Origin of the sequence: Brevundimonas sp., from assembly GCF_030704825.1 — a bacterium.
Taxonomy (GTDB): domain Bacteria; phylum Pseudomonadota; class Alphaproteobacteria; order Caulobacterales; family Caulobacteraceae; genus Brevundimonas.
This window is the reverse complement of the sequence record NZ_JAUYNX010000021.1, coordinates 1-16,351: the sequence shown is the minus strand read 5'-3', so window position 1 is coordinate 16,351 and position 16,351 is coordinate 1. Positions and strand designations below refer to the sequence as shown.

Below are 16,351 nucleotides of genomic sequence, written 5' to 3'. Positions count from 1 at the left end.
GTCATGCATCGTCTCCTCACCATGAAGCGGTTGAGCGTCCTGTTCCTGGCGACCTTCGCCGTGCTGATGGGCGGGATGTTCGCCTACGAGAAACTGGTCGTCGCGCCGGGCGACCGCTGCGAGGCCGGCGGCAAATGGTGGGATCCGCAGGGCCGGGTCTGCGCGCAGCCGATCTCGATCGCCGAGATCACCGGTCGCCCCCTTCCCGGTCAACGCGCGGCCGCCTCGGCCGAGAAGAACCGCGAACTGGTGGCCATCGAGGATTCGCTGGCGGCCCAGCGGGCCGCTCGCGACGCCGAGGCCGACCGCCAGCGCGCGGCGCTGGCCGCGCAATAGATCGGGTTCCGCCGCCTGCGTCCGTTTTTGGCGCAGGGGCATGCTTCCCTGACCGGACCTTCGGGCCCGGTCTTTGACAATCGAATGCAGCGATCCCTCCGCGAACGGACTCTTCGGACGCTTCGGACGGTGTTTTTCCAGTGGGCTGCGCACTGAGCGCACGCTTCGCACGCTTCGCACGGTGTTTTCAGACCTGGCGCGTGGCCCCCGGCTTCCATTTCACGTCGTCGGCCCCGTTGGCGTTGGCCCGGCGGGCGGCGACGAACAGATGGTCCGACAGCCGGTTCAGGTAACGCACGGCCGCCGGCGTCACCGCCTCGCCGGCCTCGACCAGCCGCACGGCCTCCCGCTCGGCCCGCCGCGCCACGGTGCGGGCCAGATGCAGGTAAGCCGACAGGGGCGAACCGCCCGGCAGGATGAAGCTGTCCAGCTCCTTCAGGCTCTCGTTCATCCAGTCGATCTCGGTCTCCAGGCGCTCGACCTGGCTGTCGACGATGCGCAGCGCCTCCCATTTCGGCGGCGGGTCCAGCGGCGTGGCCAGATCGGCGCCGAGGTCGAACAGCTCGTTCTGGATCCGGCCCAGCATGGCGTCGATGCGGTCGTTCTGGCCCGAATGCAGCCGGGCTGTGCCGATGACGCTGTTCAGCTCGTCCACCGCGCCATAGGCCTCGACCCGGGCGTCGCTCTTGGATACCGGCGCGCCCGACGCCAGCCGGGTCCGGCCGCCGTCGCCGGTCTTCGTATAGATGCGGTTGAGGACGACCATGACCTAGGCCCCGTGCGTGGATTTCCACCACATGCCGATGACGAGCAGGACGATGGCCAGGGCCTGCAACGCCACCCTCAGCCGCATCAGCTTGTTGGAGTGCGAGCGCGCGAAATCCCCGCCGCGATACAGGGAATAGATGCCGAACCCGAGGGTTACGGCCACCGCCGCGATCGCCAGCAGGATGAGAATGTTGAGTACGTCGCCCATGGCGGCAATCTAGGCGGCGGCGGGCCCGGAGGCCAGCGGCCCCGACGCCGCAGCAAAAAAGGCCCGCATGGCGATGCGGGCCTTCCTCGGTCTTTCGGCCTTTCCGCCTAGTAGCGGTAATGGTCCGGCTTGAACGGCCCCTCGGTCGGGACCGAGATGTAGTCGGCCTGTTCCTTCGACAGGGTGGTCAGCTTCGCGCCCAGCTTGCCCAGGTGGAGCATGGCGACCTTTTCGTCCAGGTGCTTGGGCAGGGTGTAGACCTGGTTCTCGTAGGATTTGGCGTTGGTCCACAGTTCGATCTGGGCCAGGGTCTGGTTGGTGAAGCTGGCGCTCATCACGAACGACGGGTGGCCCGTGGCGTTGCCCAGGTTCACCAGACGGCCTTCCGACAGCAGGATGATCTTCTTGCCGTCCGGGAACTCGACGTGGTGCACCTGCGGCTTGATCTCGTCCCACTTGAAGTTCTTCAGGCCCGCGACCTGAATCTCGGAATCGAAGTGGCCGATGTTGCACACGATGGCGTTGTTCTTCATCGCCCGCATGTGCTCGACGGTCAGGACGTCCTTGTTGCCGGTGGCGGTGACGAAGATGTCGGCTTCGCCGGCCACGTCCTCGACGGTGACGACCTCATAGCCTTCCATCGCGGCCTGCAGGGCGCAGATCGGATCGACCTCGGTGACCTTCACCCGGGCGCCGCCCTGGCGCAGCGAGGCGGCCGAGCCCTTGCCGACGTCGCCGTAGCCGCAGACCACGGCGACCTTGCCCGACAGCATGACGTCGGTGCCGCGGCGGATCGCGTCGACCAACGATTCACGGCAACCGTACAGGTTGTCGAACTTGGACTTGGTGACGCTGTCGTTGACGTTGATGGCCGGGAACGGCAGGTCGCCCTTCTTGGCCATTTCGTACAGGCGGTGGACGCCCGTGGTGGTTTCTTCCGACACGCCGCCGATAGCGTCGCGGATGGCCGAATAGAAGCCGGGCTTCTCGGCGATGTAGCGCTTCATGACCTTGAAGAGGGCTTCCTCTTCCTCGTTCTGCGGATTGGCCAGCAGCGACAGGTCTTTCTCGGCCTTGGGGCCGAGGACGCACAGCAGGGTGGCGTCGCCGCCGTCGTCGAGGATCAGGTTCGGATAGCCGCCGTCGGCCCATTCGAAGATCTTGTGCGCGTAATCCCAGTACTCTTCCAGCGTCTCGCCCTTGGTGGCGAAGACGGGAGTGCCGTTGGCGGCGATGGCGGCCGCGGCGTGGTCCTGGGTCGAGAAGATGTTGCACGAGGCCCAGCGGACGTCGGCGCCCAGGGCTTCCAGAGTCTGGATCAGCACGGCGGTCTGGATCGTCATGTGCAGGCTGCCGGCGATGCGGGCGCCCTTGAGGATCTGTTGTGCGCCGAACTCTTCGCGCAGCGCCATCAGGCCCGGCATTTCGGTCTCGGCGATGGCGATTTCCTTGTTGCCGAAGGGGGCAAGCGAGATGTCGCGGACGATGTAGTCGGTCATGAGTCGGGCTTTCCGGGAGACTGTTCGCGCGGCCTATAGACCGGTCGCGGCTCTGGAGCAAGAAACACATAAGGATATCTTTATGTGTTTGCGACCCACCGGCCTCTGGCGCGATGCGCACAGGTGCGCTCAACATGGCCGCCTGTTCGGGAGACGGGTCATGCACAGACTGATGGCGAGCGTTGGGATTGCGGCGGTTCTGGCGCTGGCGGCCCCGGCCATGGCGCAGACGGCGGCCTCCGCCCCGACGGGCCCGGTCACCCTGATCCACGCCGGTCGGCTGCTCGACCGCCCGGGCCAGGCCCCGCGCGGTCCGTCGACCGTGGTGGTGCGCGACGGACTGATCGTCGAGATCCGCGACGGCTTCGTCGACGCCGCCGCCTTTCCGGGCGCGACGGTGATCGACCAACGGGATCGGTTCGTCCTGCCCGGCCTGATCGACAGCCATGTGCATCTGGTCTCGGACCTCGGCGGCCAGGCGGGTTTCCTGTCCGGGATCACCGAAAACCTGCCGACCCACGCCTATCGCGCGGCGGACAACGCCCGGAAGACCCTGATGGCCGGCTTCACCACGGTGCGGAACCTCGGCGACGACGGCGGGGTGACCCTGGCCCTGGCAGACGCCACCGCCGCCCACAGCCTGCCCGGGCCCCGCATCATCGATGCCGGAAACAGCATCTCGACCACCTCGGGCCATATGGACGGGCGGTTGGGCCTGAACGACGATCTCCGCGAGGTCACGCCCCACGACAATGTCTGCAACGGCCCCGAAAGTTGCCGCGAGGCGGTGCGCCTCCAGGTCGGGCGCGGCGCAAGGGTGATCAAGATCGCCACCACGGGCGGGGTCAACAGCCGCATCGGCGCCGGTCTCGGCGCCCAGATGTTTGAGGACGAGGCCCGCGCCCTGATCGAGACGGCGCACCTGTACGGCCTCAAGGTCGCGGTCCACGCCCACGGCGCCGACGGCATCAACATGGCGCTGCGGCTGGGGGCGGACTCTATCGAGCACGGCACCATCTTCGACGACGACACCATCCGCCTGTTCCGCCAGTCGGGCGCCTACTATGTCCCGACCCTGTCGACGGTGAACGGCTATATCGAGCGTCTGGCCGCCGATCCGGACGCCTATCCGCCCGAGGTCCTGCCCAAGATCCAGTGGCGCATCTCGATCACCGGCCAGTCGCTGCAGCGGGCGTTCCCGGCGGGCGTGCGGATCGCCTTCGGCACCGACGCCGGGGTGTCGAAGCACGGCCGCAACGCCGACGAATTCGCCCTTATGGTCCAGCACGGCATGACGCCGATGGCGGCGATCCAGGCGGCGACCGTGAACGCCGCGGACCTGCTGGGGCTGTCGACCGAGATGGGTTCGCTCGAGCCTGGCAAGCGGGCCGACATCGTCGCGGTCGATGGCGATCCGCTGGCGGATGTAGCGGTCCTGACCTCGATGGACTTCGTCATGCGCGACGGCCGGGTCTACCGCGACGAGCCTTGACGGCTTGGCGGGATCGGGCGGCGGGGCTAGGTAGTCCGTCATGACCCGTGACCTCGCCACCCCCCGCCACGACTGGACGCTTGCAGAGGTCGAGGGCCTGTTCGCCCGGTCCTTCATGGAGCTGGTCTATGAGGCCGCGACCGTGCACCGGACGTGGTTCGACCCGTCCGAGGTGCAGAAGAGCCAGCTGCTGTCGATCAAGACCGGAGGGTGCGCCGAGAACTGCGGCTATTGCTCCCAGTCGGCCAGTTTCGACACCGGGCTGAAGGCCGAGAAACTGATGGACGCGACCGCGGTCCTGGCCGAAGCCATGGCGGCGAAAGCCGGCGGGGCCAGCCGCTTCTGCATGGGCGCGGCCTGGCGCGAGCTGAAAGACCGCGATACGCCGAAGCTGGCGACCATGATCGCCGGCGTGAAGGCGCTGGGCCTCGAGACCTGCGCAACCCTGGGCATGCTGACCGCCGACCAGGCGCGGCAGCTGAAGGCGGCGGGGCTGGATTACTACAATCACAATCTGGATACGGGCCCGGAGTACTACGCTCAGGTCGTCACCACGCGGACGTATCGGGACCGGCTCGACACCTTGCAGCATGTGCGGGACGCCGGGATGAGCACCTGCTGCGGCGGCATCGTCGGCATGGGGGAGGCGCGGCGCGACCGGGCCAGCCTGCTGCATGCGCTGGCGACCCTGCCCGAGCATCCCGACAGCCTGCCGGTCAATGCGCTGGTGCCGGTGACGGGCACGCCTCTGGGCGAGCGGATGCTGGCCGAGGGCCAGATCGATCCTGTCGAGTTCGTCCGCACCGTCGCCGTGGCCCGGATCGTCTGTCCCAAAGCCATGGTCCGGCTGTCGGCCGGGCGCGAGACCATGAGCGCCGAGATGCAGGCGCTGTGCTTCCTGGCCGGGGCCAATTCCATCTTCGTCGGCGGCAAGCTGCTGACCACGCCGAATCCCGAACAGGACGAGGATGCGGCCCTGTTCGCCCTCCTCGATCTGAAGGCCATGGAACCGGCCGCGGTCGGGGCCGCGGCGTAACTGCGCCTTAAGCGACGCGTGTCAGGATCGGGGCATGGATCGTCGCGCCCTGCTCGGATTGAAGGCCTCGCCCCGGAAGACCAGCGGCGGCGGGTCCGCGCCTCAAAGCAGCTATCTGCGTCTGCCGACGATCACCGCCAACGTGATCCGCGCCGGCGGCCGGCGCGGGGTGATGACGGTCGAGACCGGGATCGACACGCCCGACGCCGCCCTGCGCACCCGCGTCGCCCAGTCCGCCCCGCGCCTGCGCGCCGCCTACGCCGCCGTTGTCCAGCAGGCCGCCACGGCGCTCCTTCCCGGCTCCCCGCCTGACGTCGAGCGGCTGGTCGTCCAGCTCCAGGCCGCGACCAATACGGTTATGGGCCGAGCCGGCGCGCGGCTGCTGATCGGGACGGTGATGGTGGTCTGAGGGGCGCTCGGCGACCGATACAATTCGCCCTCCATATCATCGACAATCCGTCCGCGGACATTGTCGACAACGACGACAAGGGCGACAACCCGGTCCTTCCTCAGTCCTTCGTAGGACTGACCCGGCTCGCGTCCCCATAGGTCAGGGCCAGGAAGACGTCCTCCAGATCCGGATCCTCGGTGACGATGTCGGCGATGGTGACTCCCGCCGCCCGCACCGCCGCCAGCACCTGTTCCACCGACGACTGGCCCTTCTTGTAGGTGACGGCGAAGGCGCCGTTGGGCCGCGCGACCGCCTCGAACCCCTTGAGCTTCGGCAGGCCGTCCAGCTCGCCCTCGGGCGTCACCACCACATTGCGCGTGTCCAGCCGTCTCAGCAGTTGCGGGGTCGGCTCGCAGGCCACGACCTCGCCGCGGTTCATGATGGCGATGGTGTCGCACAGCTCCTGGGCCTCCTCCAGATAGTGGGTGGTCAGCAGGATGGTCACGCCCTCGGCGTTGATCCGGCGGACGTAGTCCCACAGCTGGCGGCGCAGCTCGACGTCCACGCCGGCCGTGGGTTCGTCGAGGATCAGAATGGGCGGATTGTGCACCAGGGCCTTGGCCACCATCAGCCGCCGCTTCATTCCGCCCGAGAGGGCGCGGACATAGGCGTGGGCCTTGTCAGAGAGACCCAGGGCGGCGAGCAGTTCGTCGGAGCGGCGCTCGCCGGCCGGGACGCCGTAGAATCCGGCCTGGACCTCCAGCGCCTCGCGCGGGGTGAAGAAGACGTCGGCGACGATCTCCTGCGGCACCACGCCCAGGGCGGCGCGGGCGTCGCGCGGCTGGTTGTCGATGTCCCGGCCCCAGATCGAAACCGTCCCGCCGGTCTTGTTGACCACGCCGGCGAGGATGTTGATCAGGGTCGACTTGCCCGCGCCGTTCGGGCCCAGCAGGCCGAACATCGAGCCGCGCGGAATGACCAGATCGACGCCGCGCAGGGCCGTCTTGGGCGGCGCCTTCTTCGAGCCGGCATAGGTCTTTTCCAGCCCCCGCACCTCGATGGCGTTGGCGGGCAGGGCGGCGGCTTCGGGCATGCGGCGGCTTTCGATCGATGACCGGCCTAGGTAGGCGCGCCCCACGTCGCCGCCAAGCCCGCTGCCGCCATCGTCGAACGCTCGTGTCAATGACGCTTGACATCGTTTCCGGTGATGTCTAGCGTGCTTGTCATTATGAACAGCTTGCTTGACGGAGTTGAAACGATGAACCGCACCAGAATGATCGGCTGGACCGCCTTCGCGGCTTGTCTGCTGGGCTACGGGACCTTCACCGCCATGGTCGTGCTGACCAAGATGGGCGACGTGCCGATGCGCGAGGCGCTGCTGATCGGCGGCCCGGCCGCGGTGATCGGCGAGATCGGCCTGTGGGTGGCCGCCGGCTGTCTGGGCTGGTCCCTGTTCCGCAAGCGCAAGGCCCTGTTCGACCGGGTCTTCCGCCGCGGCCCGCAGACGGTTTGACGCCGGGCGGCCGGCCTTCTAGGGAGTCGGCCGACAGAAGTCGTCACCAGTCAGGGTCGCCCATGCCGCCGCGCCACGCCGATGCGATCATTCCCCCCCCCGAAGCCATCGTGGTCCCGACCAGGCGCGTGGCCTGCGACGGGGGCGGCGGGGCCCTCGGCCATCCGCTGGTCTATATGGACATGGGCGGCGCGGACTTCGTCGAGTGCGCCTATTGCGACCGCCGGTTCGTGCTCGACGCCCGCCCGAAGCCCGAGAACGAATACCTGAGTCCCGCCGCCCGACCGCCTGAGGCGCACTAGTCCCGCGGCGGTGGCGCCGGCATCAGGTCGCCATAGGGGGCCGCGTCCTCCAGCGCCCTGACGAATGACGCGCGCTCCATCAGGCGACCGTGCCAGGCCCGCAGTCGCGGCCGGTCGCCGAATGGAACCAGCCGCCGGGCATAGGTCAGGATCGGCGCCGCGCAGCAATCGGCCAGGGTGAAAGCCTCGCCCGCACCCCAGGTCCGGTCATCCGCCAACCGATCCTCCAGCCAGTCCCAGCCCGCCGCCAGAACGACTTCGTCCTGGGCGTCGCCCCAGGGATCCTCGTTCCCGGCGGGCCGGAATTTGCGCGGAATGATGCGGTTCATCGGCCCGCCGACATAGGTGTCCACGATGCGGTCGATCAAACGCGCCTCCAGGGCCGTCTCGGGATCGCCGGGTATCAGCCGCCCGCCGCCGGCCAGCCGGTCCAGATATTCGATGACGATGCTGGATTCGACGACGCGGCGATTGCCGTCGACCAGGACAGGCATCTTGCCGAAGGGCGAGACGGCGCGAAAAGCCGCCATGCCGGCCTCGTCGGCCGCGTCGACCAGCCGAAGCTCGAACGGCAGGTTCAGCTCGTACAGCGCCACCGAAGCCTTCTGGCCGTAGGCGGCGTAGGGATGGGACCAGAGATGCAGCGTCATCATCAGGCGTCCTTCTGTTGCGACGCCAGCCAGACGCCCAGTTGATCCAGCCCGGCGGCCGTGCCCTCCTCGCGCCCCGCCCAGCCGTCCTCGCCGAAATAGACGCCCTGCTCGTTGAAGGTCAGGACCGTCCCCTCGCCGTCCGGCGTGAATTCGACGGTCCCCAGCGAGGCCGAGATCTTTCGGCCGCCGACATGCATGACGAAGGCGAACACGAAGCGGCGCCCGTCGACGATGTCGAGGTAGGTCCCTTCGAACAGGTGCTCGGCGCCGTCCTCGCCGCCGCCGCGGCTGATCTCGCGACCGCCGACTTCGAAATCCAGCCGCTCGATCACTGGCGCGCTGACCTCTTCGCAGCCCAGCCAGCGCTGCTTGATCTCACGGTCGGCGAAGGCCCGGAACACGCGCTCCGGCCGGGCGTCATAGCGGCGGACGATGGCGAAGGCCCCGAAGAACAGGTCGCTCACGGCCGCCTCTCCAACGCGCGGGTCAGGATCAGATGGGTCGCCCGCTCGCCCGCTGTGCTGGAGGCGATTTCATAGCCGAGAGCCGGCAGGTCCAGGCCGTCCCATAGCGGCTCGCCCCGGCCCAACACCACCGGAGAGATGGCCACATGCATCCGGTCGATCAGCCCGGCCTTCAGATACTGCCGGACGGTTTCCGCGCCGCCGCCGATGCGGATGTCCTTGTCGCCCGCGAACGCCCGCGCCTTCTCGAGCGCCGCCTCGATGCCCCCGGTCTCGAAGTGGAAGACCGTGCCGCCCTCCATCTCGATCGGCTCGCGGGCGTGATGCGTCAGCACCAGGACGGGCACGTGATAGGGCGGCTCGGCGCCCCACCAGCCCCTCCAGCCGTCGTCGGGCCAGTCTCCCCGGCTCGGTGCGAACATGTTCCGGCCCATGATCCATGCGCCCATCCCCTCCATGCTGCGGGTCGCGAAGTCGTTGTCCACGCCCGTCTCGCCCGCGGACTGGCCGAAGAGCGTCCGGAAGGTTTCGGTCGGATAGAACCAGTGATGCAGCCCTTCTCCGCCCACGCCCAGGGGATGGGCGAGGCTCTGGTCGGGTCCGGCACCGAACCCGTCGACCGAGACGCTGAAAGCGTCGACGCGCACCTTGCCGGTCATGGGTGCGCCTCCAGTTCCCGGCCCAGGGCTTCCAGCATGGCGGTGCAGCCGTGTTCGCGCTCGGCGATGTCGTCGGCTCCCTCGAAGAAGGCCCCCTGCTCCGTATAAATCAGGCGCGTCCCGGAACCGTCGGCGATCAGTTCGGTGGTCGCGAGCGAGGCGGAGGCGCGTTGCTTCTCCCCGCCCGCCACACGGCCCATGACGTAGGAAAGGATGATCCGCCGGTCCTCGACGATGTCCAGGTATTCGGTGTCGTTGAACCAGGTGTCGTTGCTCTCGTCGCCGAAACGGAAGCGGCCGCCGAAATGGCCGCCGACGCGGAAGTCCTGCGTCCATTCATGGATCGTCCAGTTATCGCCCTCGGCGAACCAGCGACGGAAGGCGGCAGGATCCGAATGGGCGCGGAACACGCGGGCGGGCGAGGCGTCGTAGCGACGCTCGACCGTGAAGGTCCCGTGCGCGACCGAGGTGCGGGCGGCGGCGGTCATTTCGGAAACTCCTCTTCGTCCCGGGTTTCGTTCAGAAAAGCGCCCAGCCGGTCCAGACTGCGTTCGACCGACTTCCGGCGCTCGTTGATCCAGCGTTCGGCGGCGCTGAGAGCCTGGGCCTCGATGCGGCAGGTCCGGACCCGCCCCGTCTTCTCCGAGGCGACCAAGCCCGACGCCTCGAGAATTTTCAGGTGCTGCGCCACTGCCGACATCGACATCGGGAAGGGCGCCGCCAGCTCGCTGACCGAGGCCGGTCCCCGCGACAGGCGCTCGACCATGGCCCGCCGGGTCGGATCGGACAGCGCCTGGAAGGCGAGATCGAGCGGCGCTTGATGCTGAAGCATCTGCTTAAGTATCAAGCCGGATGGAGGCACGCAAGCCCACGCGGAGAGAACAGGGATAACGGCGCGTTAATCGGCGCGGCGCACGCTGGTGCTCCCCATTCCGGAGAGGCGAGATGTCGACCATCCAGACGTCCAGCTACCGCCGACAGCGCGATCATTTCGAGCCCCAGGACACGGATCCGCAGGAGCAGCGACGGCTGCGCGGTCTGCTGGAGCAGATCGATTATTCGGCCTTCGTCGCCAACCGCGAGGTTCTCGGCCAGATGTTGCCGAAGGTGGATGCGGCGACCTTCCAGCGTCTGGCGATCCTGGCCGCCACGGCGCGGGGGAAATGGGCGGCCGAGGGGCTGCGTCAGTCGGAGTCGGGCGCGCCCTCGACGCCCGATCAGATCGCCCGTCTGACGTCGGCTCGAACGGCCTACGAGGAACTGGCCGAGGCCTACGAGGGTTTGCGCCACATGGTCGAGCGCGGCTACGTCGCCATTCGCTAGACGCCTCAGCCGATCGGCTGGGGCCGCGTCGCGATGGGCGCGTCCGGATCGGCGGACGGACGTTCGGCCTCGGTCGGCGGCGGGCCTGCGGGCGGAGCCGGCGCGATCTCGATCAATGGTGCGGGCGCGATCGTCGGGGCCGGCGCTTCCGCTGGCGGCGGCTGAGCAGGGCGTGTCGCGGCGGGCGACGTCTCGCGCACCGGCGTGGGCGCAGGAATCCGGGCCGGCGCGAGCCTGGCGGGGGCTGGAATGGGCGTGACGGGTTCGAGCCGGGGGGCCGGCTCCGGCGTCGGCGTCGCCACGACGGTCGGCGGGGAGGCCGCGGGCGGCGCGACGGCGGTTTCGACGGCCGGCGGTGAAGCGGATCCGGCCGGGACCGGCGCATCCGCCGGAGGCCGGGTCAACATCCAGCCGCCGAGGGCGAGTACGGCGACCGCGCCGGCGGCGACGCCTCCATAAAGGAGCTTTCGCCCCGGCGCCGCTCGTTCCGTCCGGAAAGCGGCCGGAGCCGGGGCCCTCGCGGGCTCCGGTTCGTCCCGGACGGCCGGCTGGAAGGCCGGCAGCGCCTCGAGTTGCAGCGCGGCGACCGGCTTCGTGGGTCCGGGCTCGAGCGGGGGCAGGGGTCGAACGGTCAGATCGGGGTCGGACGCGTGGAGGGTCGGAACCGGACGCGGGGCGGGTTCCGGCCGGGCTTCGGGCGGGGGGACGACGGGCGTTTCCGTCGTCAGGGCTTGCGGAGCAGGCCGGGGCGCGGCGCGGGGAATCATCGATCCGCTGAGAATGCCTTGTCCCACCGCCCGTGGCGGCCTCACCTGCGATTCACGCGGCGGTTCGGGCAGGGGCGGCAGGCGCTCGCCCTTCGGCAGCGGTCCGGCGCGGAACACGGTCTGGGGCGGCCGGCCCCAGATCACGGGACGGCGGAAGGGCTCTGTCGCCCCGTTCAGCGGTTTGTCGGCGTCGGTGGACATGGAAACTCCCGCGCCGGTCGCCGGCGCGCTTCATCAAACGCGGAGGGCGGCCAAGGTGTCCGCCGATCTGGCCCCTTTCGTGGCCCCAATCTGAAGACCTCAGTTCTTCAGGCGATAACCGGTCCTGAACATCCAGCCCACGATGGCGAGACAGACGAACAGGAAGCCCAGGGTCGCCGCCAGACTGGCCCCGATGCCGACGTCGCCGCTGCCGTAGAAGGTCCAGCGAAAGCCCGAGATCAGATAGACCACCGGATTGAACAGGGTCACCGTCCGCCAGGCCGGCGGCAGCATGTCGATCGAATAGAAGGATCCGCCCAGGAAGGTCAGGGGCGTGACCACCAGCATGGGGATCATCTGCAGCTGTTCGAAGCCGTCGGCCCAGATGCCGATGATAAAGCCGAACAGGCTGAAGGTCGTCGAGATCAGGATCAGGAAGGCCAGCATCTCGACGGGATGCAGAATCCGCAGCGGCACGAAGAAGGCCGCCGTGGCCAGGATGATCAGCCCCAGCACCGCCGACTTGGTCGCTGCCGCCCCGACATAGGCGATGACGATCTCGAGCGGCGATACCGGCGCGGACAGCAGTTCGTAGATGGTGCCGGTGAATTTCGGGAAATAGATGCCGAACGAGGCGTTGAAGATCGACTGGGTGAACAGACTCAGCATGATCAGGCCGGGCACGATGAAGGCGCCGTAAGGCACGCCGTCGATCTCGGTCATCCGGCTGCCGATGGCCGAGCCGAAGACGACGAAATACAGCGCCGTGGTGATCACCGGGGTGACGACCGACTGCCAGATGGTGCGGATGGCCCGCGCCATCTCGAACTTGTAGATGGCCCAGACGCCGTGGCCGTTGAAGGTCAGCGAGTTCATGCCGCGCTCCTGTCGGTCTTGTCCTGGTGGACCAGGCTGACGAAGATATCCTCCAGCGAGCTCTGGCTGGTGTTCAGGTCCTTGAAGGCGATGCCGAGGTCGGACAGCTTGCGCAGCAGCGACGGCACCCCGGTCTTCTCGAGGTTGGAGTCGAAAACGTATTCCAGTTCGTGCCCCTCGGCCTTCAGCGTCGGCGACCATTCGGCGAGCTCCGTCGGGATCGCGGCCAGCGGCTCCTGCAGGTTCAGGGTCAGCGTCTTCTTGCCGAGTTTCTTCATCAGCTCGGCCGTCTGCTCGACCAGGATCAGTTCGCCCTTCAGGATCACCCCGACCCGGTCGGCCATCTCCTCGGCCTCCTCGATGTAGTGGGTGGTCAGGATGATGGTGACGCCGCTTTCGCGCAGCCGCCGCACCAGGTTCCACATGTCGCGCCGCAGCTCGACGTCCACGCCGGCGGTCGGCTCGTCGAGGAACAGGATGTCGGGTTCGTGGCTCAGGGCCTTGGCGATCATGACGCGGCGCTTCATGCCGCCGGACAGGGTCATGATCTTGTCGTTGCGCTTCTCCCACAGCGACAGCTCGCGCAACACCTTCTCGATGTGTTTCGGGTTTGGGGCCTTGCCGAACAGGCCGCGGCTGAAGGTGACGGTGGCCAGCACGGTCTCGAAGGCGTCGGTGGTCAGCTCCTGCGGCACGAGGCCGATCTTCGACCGCGCCGCGCGATAGTCGGTCTGGATGTCATGACCGTCGGCCGTCACCGTGCCCGTCGTCGGCGTGACGATGCCGCAGACGATCGAGATCAGTGTCGTCTTGCCCGCGCCGTTAGGCCCGAGCAGGGCGAATATCTCGCCCTTGCCGATGGTCAGGTCGATGGGTTTGAGGGCCTGGAGGCCCGACTTGTAGGTCTTGGTCAGACCCTGGATCGATATCACCGGCTGCATGCGCGCCCTCCCGAGAGGCAGGCAGATATGCGTCCGCCTGTCGCACCTCAAGGGCGGGGATCGAACAGCGGAGCCATATTCCCGGCCGCGAGTTACCGTCGCCGTGCCCAGTCCCCTCGCCCTGCTTCGCCGCCGCCTGGCCAACCTGGGCGAGCAGGGGCGCCGTCGATCGTCCCTGCTGCGCCGGGTCCCGCCCCTGCGCGACCTGCTCGAACTGGCGGCGCGTCTGGGCTACGGCGCCCGGGGGTTCGTCTATCTGTCCGCCGGGATGTTGATCCTGCTGGCCGCGGTCGAGGTGATCGGGGACACGGTCGGGATCAAGGGCGCGCTCGACTGGCTGGCCGTGCGCCCGCTGGGTCGGCTATGGATGTTCCTGATCGGTCTGGGGCTGACCGCCTTCGTGATGTGGCGGCTGCTGCAAACCGTCTTTGACGCCGACCATGAGGGCGTGTCCGGCCACGGTCTCCGCACCCGCCTGAGCCAGGGGTTCAGCGGCCTCAGCTATGCGGCCCTGTCCTTCGCGGCCTTCAGCCTCCTGGTTCACGCCCCCGGCGCCGATCCGGCGGCCGAGGGCGTGGAGCGCAGTCGCGAACAAGCCGCCACCGTACTGTCCCTCCCGTTCGGAAACTGGCTGCTGGTCGTCGGAGGACTGCTCATCTTCGGCACGGGGGCGGGAAATATCGTCAAGGCGTGGCGCGAGGACTTCACCCGGTATCTAGCCTGTTCGGAAAAGACCTGTCGCCGCGTGGCCCCGCTGGCCCGCATCGGCCACGTCGCCCGGGGCCTGGCCTATCTCCCGCTGGCCGTCCTTGTCGTGATCGCCGGTCTCAGGTCGAAGGCGTCGGACGTAACCAGCCTCGGCGCGGCGCTGGAGGCCGTGGAGCGCCAGCCGGCCGGTTCCTGGGTTCTGATCGCCGGGGCCCTGGGCTTCGTCGCCTTCGGAGCCTTTTCCTTCATCGAGGCGCGGTTTCGCCGCATCCGCCCCCCGCGCAAGCTGAAGCTCTGAACCGCGCCTGCGGGGAACCGTCGGGTATCTGCGGTATTCCCCCATCGCCGGAGTTCGCCATGACCATTCGACCCGCCGCCGCCGCCGTTCTGTTCCTGGCCCTCGCAGCCTGCGGAAGCGCGCCGGCGCTGGATCCGGCCGCCGGCTTCGGCCCGAATCCGACCTTGCCGGAACCGCAAACCTCCATCTTCCCGCGCGTCAATGTCGCCGAGGCGGTCGGCTGGCCCGCCGGCCAGACGCCGGTCCCGGCTTCGGGCTTCCGGGTCCAGGCCTTCGCCTCGGGCCTCGATCATCCGCGCTGGCTCTATCGCCTGCCCAATGGCGACATCCTCGTCGCCGAGACCAACGCCCCGCCCAAGCCCGAGGGCAAGGAGGGCGGGCTGCGCGCCTGGGTGCAGGGCCTGTTCATGAAGAAGGCCGGCGCCAAGGCCCCCAGCGCCAACCGCATCACCCTGTTGCGCGACGCGGACGGGGACGGGACGGCGGAAACGAAGACCGCCTTCCTCGAGAACCTGACCTCGCCCTTTGGCATGGCCCTGGTGGGAGACACGCTCTACGTCGCCAACGCCGACGCCGTGGTCGCCTTTCCCTACCGGACCGGCCAGACGCGGATCAACGCCGCTCCCCGCCGGGTGACGCCACTGCCCGCCGGCCGGAATCATCACTGGACCAAGAGCCTGGTCGCCAGCGCGGACGGGGCCCGGCTGTATGTCGGCGTCGGTTCGAACTCCAATATCGGCGAGAACGGCCTCGACGAGGAAGTCGGGCGCGCCGCCATCCACGAGATCGACATCGCCACCGGCGCCGACCGGGTCTTCGCCTCGGGCCTGCGCAACCCGGTGGGCCTGGCCTGGCAGCCGGACAGCGGCGTGCTCTGGGTTTCGGTCAACGAACGCGACGAACTCGGCAACGATCTGGTCCCCGACTACATGACCTCGGTCACGCCTGGCGGCTTCTATGGCTGGCCCTGGAGCTATTACGGCCAGATCGTGGACGCCCGGGTCGAACCGCCCAATCCGGACATGGTCGCCCGCGCTCTCAAGCCGGATTACGCCCTGGGTTCCCATACGGCGTCGCTGGGTCTCACTTTCGGCGAGGGTGGACTGTTCCCGGCGCGCTACCGCGGCGGGGCCTTCGTGGGTCAGCACGGCTCCTGGAACCGCACCCCGCGCAACGGCTACCGCGTCATCTTCGTGCCGTTCGTCGGCGGGGTTCCCGCGGGGCGGCCCGAGGACATTCTGACCGGCTTCCTCAATGACCGGGATCAGGCGATGGGCCGGCCGGTCGGGGTCCAGTTCGACGCCGCCGGCGCCCTGCTGGTGGCCGACGACGTCGGCAATGTCGTGTGGCGCGTGACGCCCGCCGCGAAGTCCGCGTCTAGGTAATCGCCGGCACGATCAGGGCGGCTTCTGCGCTGTTGCCGTTTCCGGCCTTGCAGAAGCCGTTCTCCAGCCGCGCGCCGCCGCTGGCGACGAGGCGCAGCGCATCCGGATAAATCCGGTGCTCGACGCCGAGGACACGCACAGCCAGGGTGTCCGGCGTGTCGTCGTCATGCACCGCGACCGCGCCCTGCATGACGATCGGACCGGAGTCCATTTCCGGCACCACGAAATGAACCGTCGCGCCGTGAATCTTGACGCCATCGGCCAGCGCGCGCTCGTGGGTATGCAGCCCGCGATAGGAGGGCAGCAGGGCCGGGTGGATGTTGAGCATCCGGCCTTCCCACTGCTTGACGAACCACGGTGTCAGCAGGCGGAGGAAGCCGGCAAGGCAGACCAGTTCGATATTGTGGGCCACAAGCACGTCATGAAGCTTGCGCTCGAAGGCTTCGCGGTCCTTGCCGAACGGCTTGCTTTCGACGGTCGCTGTCTCGATCCCGGCGTCGCTCGCCTTCGCCAGTCCTCCGGCGCCCGCGA

At 68.4% G+C, this 16,351-nt stretch carries 22 protein-coding genes; 9 read left to right on the top strand and 13 right to left on the bottom strand.

Annotated elements, in window-relative coordinates:
• Positions 1-3: 3 nt before the first annotated feature.
• Positions 4-336: a hypothetical protein gene (locus tag Q8Q71_RS10885; RefSeq protein ID WP_305759615.1), complete on the top strand. Its 333-nt coding sequence runs from the start codon at positions 4-6 to the stop codon at positions 334-336.
• 187 nt (positions 337-523) lie between these two features.
• Here the strand turns inward: Q8Q71_RS10885 and Q8Q71_RS10880 are convergent, their stop codons facing one another.
• From Q8Q71_RS10880 to ahcY, 3 genes are all read right to left on the bottom strand, one after another.
• On the bottom strand, positions 524-1,102 hold the full coding sequence (locus Q8Q71_RS10880; RefSeq protein ID WP_305759614.1) for a cob(I)yrinic acid a,c-diamide adenosyltransferase: 579 nt from the start codon (positions 1,100-1,102) through the stop codon (positions 524-526).
• Positions 1,103-1,105: 3 nt separating this feature from the next.
• On the bottom strand, positions 1,106-1,312 hold the full coding sequence (locus Q8Q71_RS10875; RefSeq protein ID WP_055826683.1) for a twin transmembrane helix small protein: 207 nt from the start codon (positions 1,310-1,312) through the stop codon (positions 1,106-1,108).
• 107 nt (positions 1,313-1,419) lie between these two features.
• On the bottom strand, positions 1,420-2,811 hold the full coding sequence (gene ahcY / locus Q8Q71_RS10870; RefSeq protein ID WP_305759613.1) for an adenosylhomocysteinase: 1,392 nt from the start codon (positions 2,809-2,811) through the stop codon (positions 1,420-1,422).
• A gap of 160 nt (positions 2,812-2,971) precedes the next feature.
• Here ahcY and Q8Q71_RS10865 point away from each other — a divergent pair, with 160 nt between their 5' ends.
• From Q8Q71_RS10865 to Q8Q71_RS10855, 3 genes are read left to right on the top strand one after another with little or no spacing between them, the layout of a single operon-like run.
• Positions 2,972-4,303, top strand: coding sequence for an amidohydrolase family protein (locus tag Q8Q71_RS10865; RefSeq protein WP_305759612.1), 1,332 nt, complete (start codon positions 2,972-2,974; stop codon positions 4,301-4,303).
• 40 nt (positions 4,304-4,343) lie between these two features.
• The gene (bioB, locus tag Q8Q71_RS10860) at positions 4,344-5,339 is read left to right on the top strand and encodes a biotin synthase BioB (protein WP_305759611.1); all 996 of its coding nucleotides are present in this window, start codon (positions 4,344-4,346) and stop codon (positions 5,337-5,339) included.
• Positions 5,340-5,373: 34 nt separating this feature from the next.
• Complete coding sequence (locus tag Q8Q71_RS10855; RefSeq protein WP_305759610.1) at positions 5,374-5,748, top strand: Tat pathway signal protein; 375 nt, start codon at positions 5,374-5,376, stop codon at positions 5,746-5,748.
• A gap of 100 nt (positions 5,749-5,848) precedes the next feature.
• Here Q8Q71_RS10855 and Q8Q71_RS10850 read toward each other — a convergent pair whose 3' ends face one another.
• Positions 5,849-6,823, bottom strand: coding sequence for an ABC transporter ATP-binding protein (locus tag Q8Q71_RS10850; RefSeq protein ID WP_305759609.1), 975 nt, complete (start codon positions 6,821-6,823; stop codon positions 5,849-5,851).
• Between the two features lie 165 nt (positions 6,824-6,988).
• Here Q8Q71_RS10850 and Q8Q71_RS10845 point away from each other — a divergent pair, with 165 nt between their 5' ends.
• Positions 6,989-7,243 carry a hypothetical protein gene (locus tag Q8Q71_RS10845; RefSeq protein ID WP_305759608.1) on the top strand — a complete coding sequence of 85 codons (255 nt, stop codon included), beginning with the start codon at positions 6,989-6,991 and terminating at the stop codon, positions 7,241-7,243.
• A 62-nt stretch (positions 7,244-7,305) separates the two neighbouring features.
• Positions 7,306-7,545, top strand: a complete 240-nt coding sequence (locus Q8Q71_RS10840) for a zinc-finger domain-containing protein (RefSeq protein ID WP_305759607.1) — start codon at positions 7,306-7,308, stop codon at positions 7,543-7,545.
• Here the strand turns inward: Q8Q71_RS10840 and Q8Q71_RS10835 are convergent.
• The 5 genes from Q8Q71_RS10835 to Q8Q71_RS10815 are packed head-to-tail and all read right to left on the bottom strand — an operon-like array spanning position 7,542 to position 10,153.
• Positions 7,542-8,198 carry a glutathione S-transferase family protein gene (locus Q8Q71_RS10835; protein WP_305759606.1) on the bottom strand — a complete coding sequence of 219 codons (657 nt, stop codon included), beginning with the start codon at positions 8,196-8,198 and terminating at the stop codon, positions 7,542-7,544. The genes Q8Q71_RS10840 and Q8Q71_RS10835 overlap by 4 nt on opposite strands.
• Positions 8,198-8,662: an SRPBCC domain-containing protein gene (locus tag Q8Q71_RS10830; RefSeq protein ID WP_305759605.1), complete on the bottom strand. Its 465-nt coding sequence runs from the start codon at positions 8,660-8,662 to the stop codon at positions 8,198-8,200. The genes Q8Q71_RS10835 and Q8Q71_RS10830 overlap by 1 nt, the downstream gene beginning before the upstream one ends.
• Positions 8,659-9,321, bottom strand: coding sequence for a dihydrofolate reductase family protein (locus tag Q8Q71_RS10825; protein WP_305759604.1), 663 nt, complete (start codon positions 9,319-9,321; stop codon positions 8,659-8,661). Before Q8Q71_RS10825 ends, Q8Q71_RS10830 begins: the two co-directional genes overlap by 4 nt.
• Positions 9,318-9,809, bottom strand: a complete 492-nt coding sequence (locus Q8Q71_RS10820; protein ID WP_305759603.1) for an SRPBCC family protein — start codon at positions 9,807-9,809, stop codon at positions 9,318-9,320. The genes Q8Q71_RS10825 and Q8Q71_RS10820 overlap by 4 nt, the downstream gene beginning before the upstream one ends.
• Complete coding sequence (locus Q8Q71_RS10815; protein ID WP_305759602.1) at positions 9,806-10,153, bottom strand: helix-turn-helix transcriptional regulator; 348 nt, start codon at positions 10,151-10,153, stop codon at positions 9,806-9,808. Before Q8Q71_RS10815 ends, Q8Q71_RS10820 begins: the two co-directional genes overlap by 4 nt.
• 113 nt (positions 10,154-10,266) lie before the next feature.
• Between Q8Q71_RS10815 and Q8Q71_RS10810 the strand changes: the two genes are divergently transcribed.
• Positions 10,267-10,644, top strand: a complete 378-nt coding sequence (locus Q8Q71_RS10810; RefSeq protein ID WP_305759601.1) for a hypothetical protein — start codon at positions 10,267-10,269, stop codon at positions 10,642-10,644.
• A gap of 5 nt (positions 10,645-10,649) precedes the next feature.
• Here Q8Q71_RS10810 and Q8Q71_RS10805 read toward each other — a convergent pair whose 3' ends face one another.
• The 3 genes from Q8Q71_RS10805 to Q8Q71_RS10795 all read right to left on the bottom strand — a co-directional run bounded on the left by Q8Q71_RS10805 (position 10,650) and on the right by Q8Q71_RS10795 (position 13,429).
• Entirely contained in the window at positions 10,650-11,612 is a 963-nt protein-coding gene (locus Q8Q71_RS10805) for a hypothetical protein (protein ID WP_305759600.1), read from the bottom strand.
• 99 nt (positions 11,613-11,711) lie between these two features.
• Entirely contained in the window at positions 11,712-12,488 is a 777-nt protein-coding gene (locus tag Q8Q71_RS10800; RefSeq protein WP_305759599.1) for an ABC transporter permease, read from the bottom strand.
• Entirely contained in the window at positions 12,485-13,429 is a 945-nt protein-coding gene (locus Q8Q71_RS10795) for an ABC transporter ATP-binding protein (protein WP_305759598.1), read from the bottom strand. The genes Q8Q71_RS10800 and Q8Q71_RS10795 overlap by 4 nt, the downstream gene beginning before the upstream one ends.
• 103 nt (positions 13,430-13,532) lie before the next feature.
• On the opposite strand from Q8Q71_RS10795, the gene Q8Q71_RS10790 reads away from it, so the two are divergent.
• A complete protein-coding gene (locus Q8Q71_RS10790) occupies positions 13,533-14,435 on the top strand; it encodes a DUF1206 domain-containing protein (RefSeq protein WP_305759597.1) in 903 nt (300 codons plus the stop codon).
• A gap of 59 nt (positions 14,436-14,494) precedes the next feature.
• Positions 14,495-15,820 carry a sorbosone dehydrogenase family protein gene (locus tag Q8Q71_RS10785; protein ID WP_305759596.1) on the top strand — a complete coding sequence of 442 codons (1,326 nt, stop codon included), beginning with the start codon at positions 14,495-14,497 and terminating at the stop codon, positions 15,818-15,820.
• Here Q8Q71_RS10785 and purN read toward each other — a convergent pair.
• Positions 15,813-16,351: phosphoribosylglycinamide formyltransferase (gene purN, locus Q8Q71_RS10780; protein ID WP_305759595.1), on the bottom strand; the 539-nt coding region annotated here is incomplete at its 5' end. The genes Q8Q71_RS10785 and purN overlap by 8 nt on opposite strands.